The organism is Actibacterium sp., assembly GCF_041584535.1.
Classification (GTDB): domain Bacteria; phylum Pseudomonadota; class Alphaproteobacteria; order Rhodobacterales; family Rhodobacteraceae; genus Actibacterium_D.
In genome coordinates, this window is record NZ_JBFHDW010000253.1 from 1 (window position 1) to 3,914 (window position 3,914).

Annotated in this window: 5 protein-coding genes and 1 tRNA gene; 3 read left to right on the forward strand and 3 right to left on the reverse strand. The window is 59.9% G+C overall.

The window, feature by feature from the left end; translation table 11 throughout:
* On the reverse strand, nt 1-249 hold a 249-nt coding region (locus ABYW26_RS11710), incomplete at its 3' end, for a hypothetical protein (protein WP_372605064.1).
* On the opposite strand from ABYW26_RS11710, the gene ABYW26_RS11715 reads away from it, so the two are divergent.
* Nucleotides 227-832 (forward strand): TetR/AcrR family transcriptional regulator, encoded by a 606-nt coding sequence (locus tag ABYW26_RS11715; protein ID WP_372605066.1) that lies wholly within the window; start codon nt 227-229, stop codon nt 830-832. The two genes, ABYW26_RS11710 and ABYW26_RS11715, sit on opposite strands and share 23 nt — an antisense overlap.
* Before the next feature lie 217 nt (nt 833-1,049).
* Here ABYW26_RS11715 and ABYW26_RS11720 read toward each other — a convergent pair.
* Nucleotides 1,050-1,126, reverse strand: a tRNA-Arg gene (locus ABYW26_RS11720).
* A gap of 42 nt (nt 1,127-1,168) precedes the next feature.
* Complete coding sequence (locus ABYW26_RS11725; protein WP_372605067.1) at nt 1,169-1,480, reverse strand: ETC complex I subunit; 312 nt, start codon at nt 1,478-1,480, stop codon at nt 1,169-1,171.
* Nucleotides 1,481-1,623: 143 nt separating this feature from the next.
* Here ABYW26_RS11725 and uvrB point away from each other — a divergent pair, with 143 nt between their 5' ends.
* Nucleotides 1,624-3,798, forward strand: coding sequence for an excinuclease ABC subunit UvrB (gene uvrB, locus ABYW26_RS11730; RefSeq protein WP_372605068.1), 2,175 nt, complete (start codon nt 1,624-1,626; stop codon nt 3,796-3,798).
* Nucleotides 3,799-3,823: 25 nt separating this feature from the next.
* On the forward strand, nt 3,824-3,914 hold a 91-nt coding region (locus ABYW26_RS11735; RefSeq protein ID WP_372605070.1), incomplete at its 3' end, for a DnaJ family domain-containing protein.

The following is a 3,914-nucleotide window of genomic DNA, read 5'->3' on the forward strand; positions in this document are numbered from 1 at the left end:
CAGATCAACGAGGCCATCGCCGACACCAAAACCGGAGCCGCCCGGCGCAACGTGATTATCTTTTGACACGCTGCGACGCAGCATTATTGCCCGACTTTTCACCTTAAACGGGCAAATATGGCTAAAAAGCAACGGTTTTATGAATTGCTGCATCGCAGCATTTTCGGGCTTTTCTTTCGGATTTGCACCGCCTACAACTGAACCGCGTTCAGTATAGGAGGCTCCTATGACCCCTGCGACCATGGCCAAGCGCGAAGCGTTGAAGGCCAAATTGATTGATATTGCCGAAGCCGAAATCGCCCAGGGCGGCATCGTCGCCCTACGGGCCCGCGATCTTGCAAACGCCGCCGGATGCGCCCTTGGCGCGATCTATACTGCGGTTGACGATCTGGGCGAATTGGCGATTGCGGTGAACCGCCGAACCGTCGACCAAATCACTGAAAAGATGCAGGAATCTGTGTCCGGCCTTGATGGCGAAGACGCGGACGACCTGCTGGTGACGCTGGCGCAGTCCTATCTGAGCTATGCCCAGACCGAAACCAACCGCTGGCGGACGCTGTTCTCGATCGGCCTGCCCGAAGCCGAGGACGCCCCTGGGTTCCATCAGGCGATCGAGCCGATCGTCGGCCTGATCTCGACCCAGCTGGAGCGGCTGAGCCGGTTCGAAACCTCGCGCAACCTTGACCGCAACGCCCGTGCGATTTTTGCGGCGGTGCATGGCATGATTTCGCTGGGGATGGAGCCGCGTCTGGCCGCCATCGACGCCCGCGATCTGGACCGCATGGTGTCGCGCGTGGTTGCGACGCTGAGCAACAAGGAGGACACGCTGTAACCCGCCAATAGTCGGATTACTGCAAGCACAAGGCGCCCGATTTCGGGGCGCCTTTTTCTTTTCCCGGCGCAGAGCGAATAAGTTCCAGAGACAAACTAAAGCGTCAGATTAACAGGCTCAAAGCAGGAAATTGTCGGAAAAGGTCAACCGGACCCACGTGCATCTGCCATCGGACCACGCGTGGCGCGGGCCTAAACCTGTGGTTCGGAAATGAAAATGGCGATCCCAGAAGGACTCGAACCCTCAACCTGCTGATTAGAAGTCAGCTGCTCTATCCAGTTGAGCTATGGGACCGCTGAAGCGGTTTTCACCTTCGGCCCCGGAAAAGGCAAGCCCTCAGTGCGTCCAGACCTGACGGCGGTTCGGCACGAAATTCTCGCCATAGCCGCGGGCGCGGATAACAGGTTTGCGCGACTTGGGTTCGGTCACGACGGCCTCGATCCCCTTGTCATGGGCATAGGCCAGCGCCGCCTCTTTGCTGTCGAACCGCAGGCGCACCTGGCTTTGCGTGTCGGTCGAGCTGGTCCAGCCCATCAGGGGGTCAACTTCGCGCGCGGAATCTGCTGCGTATTCCAGCACCCATTGACGGGTCTTCGCGGTTCCGGATTGCATTGCCGTTTTGGCGGGCTGATAGATGCGGGCGCGCATGGGCTGTCTCCCTCAAGATTCCAGAAACCTTATGGAAAATTCGGCCGCAAAGTGCAAGAGAAAGCAATCCGCCTTTCCGCAGTTGCCCCCCTTGAACCGGAACAAAAACGGATCAAATCATAGGCAACGCCAAAGGAATCGCTATGACCGACGCCCCGTTGATGCACGCCCCTGCCCCGGACGTGAAAAACCGCCCCAAGCTTGAGGGCGGGCGGCGCTTTGTCATGCATACCGATTTCGAACCGGCGGGCGATCAGCCAGCCGCGATTGTCGAGCTGTCTCAGGGGATTTTGGACGGCGAACGCGATCAGGTTCTGCTGGGCGCCACCGGCACCGGCAAGACCTTTACCATGGCCAAGGTCATCGAAGAGACCCAGCGCCCGGCGATCATTCTGGCCCCGAACAAGACCCTTGCCGCGCAGCTATACGGCGAATTCAAAAACTTTTTCCCGGAAAACGCCGTCGAATATTTCGTCAGCTACTACGACTATTACCAGCCCGAAGCCTATGTCGCCCGCAGCGACACCTATATCGAGAAAGAATCCCAGATCAACGAGCAGATCGACCGGATGCGCCACTCGGCCACGCGGGCGCTGCTGGAGAGGGACGATGTGATCATCGTGGCCTCGGTATCCTGCATCTATGGCATCGGCAGCGTCGAGACCTACGGCGCGATGACGCAGGATCTGGTGGTCGGCAAGGACTATGACCAGCGTGCGGTGATGGCCGATCTGGTGGCCCAGCAATACCGGCGCAATGACACCGCGTTTCAACGCGGCTGTTTCCGGGTCCGCGGCGATAGCGTGGAAATCTGGCCGGCTCACCTTGAGGACCGGGCGTGGAAGCTGTCGTTCTTTGGCGAGGAACTGGAGGCGATCACCGAATTCGACACGCTGACCGGCGAGAAAACCGACACGTTCGACCATATCCGCGTCTACGCCAACTCGCATTACGTGACGCCCAAGCCGACGATGAAACAGGCGATCATCGGCATCAAGAAAGAGCTGCGGCATCGGCTGGATCAACTGATGTCCGAGGGCAAGCTGCTTGAGGCGCAACGGCTGGAGCAGCGCTGTAATTTCGACCTTGAGATGCTTGAGGCCACCGGCGTGTGCAGCGGAATCGAGAATTACTCGCGCTATCTGACCGGGCGCGCCCCGGGGGAACCGCCGCCGACCCTGTTCGAATTCATCCCCGACCACGCCCTTGTTTTCGCGGATGAATCCCATGTCAGCGTGCCTCAGATCGGCGGGATGTACAAAGGCGACTTCCGGCGCAAATCGACCTTGGCCGAACATGGGTTCCGCTTGCCGTCCTGCATGGACAACCGGCCGCTGAAATTTGAAGAATGGGACGCGATGCGGCCGCAATCGGTGTTCGTTTCGGCCACCCCGGCCGCGTGGGAGCTGAACCAGACCGGCGGGGTTTTCACCGAACAGGTGATCCGCCCCACCGGCCTGCTGGACCCGGTGATCGAAATCCGGCCGGTGGAAACTCAGGTCGATGACGTGATGGACGAAATCCGCCGGGTTTCGGCCAAGGGATTCCGCACATTGGTCACCACCCTGACCAAGCGCATGGCCGAAGACCTGACTGAATACCTGCACGAACAGGGCATCAAGGTGCGCTATATGCACTCGGATATCGACACGATCGAGCGGATCGAGATCCTGCGCGACCTGCGACTGGGGGCGTTCGATGTGCTGATCGGCATCAACCTGTTGCGCGAGGGGCTGGATATCCCCGAATGCGGGCTGGTGGCGATTCTGGATGCGGACAAGGAAGGCTTTCTGCGGTCGGAAACCTCGTTGATTCAGACCATCGGCCGCGCCGCGCGGAATGCCGAAGGCCGGGTCATCATGTATGCCGACCGCGTGACCGGCAGCATGGAGCGCGCCATGGGTGAAACCAACCGGCGGCGCGAGAAACAGATCGCCTATAACCTTGAACACGGCATCACCCCGGCGACGATCAAAAAGAACGTCGAGGATATTCTGCAGGGTCTCTACAAAGGCGATGTCGATCTCAGCCGGGTCACCGCGACCATCGAAAAACCGTTGCACGGGGCCAATCTGGAGGCACATCTGGACGGGTTGCGCACCGACATGCGCAAGGCGGCCGAAAATCTGGAATTCGAAGAGGCCGCGCGCCTGCGCGACGAAATCAAACGGTTGGAGGCGGTCGATCTGGCGATCTCGGACGACCCTCTGGCCCGGCAATCGGCGATCGAGGCTGCCAGCGGCGCCGCAGTTGGACGCTCGACCGCGGGGCGCAGCGGCACGCGGGTGAAAAAGGGCCGGACGACGCGAAAGTTCTGATCCATTGCTTTGAGGGGGTATTCCGATGAAATGGCGTGACCTTGCAGAACGGCAAATCAAAAAGGCTCAGGCCGAGGGCCAGTTGGACAATCTGAAAGGCGCGGGCAAGCCCTTGC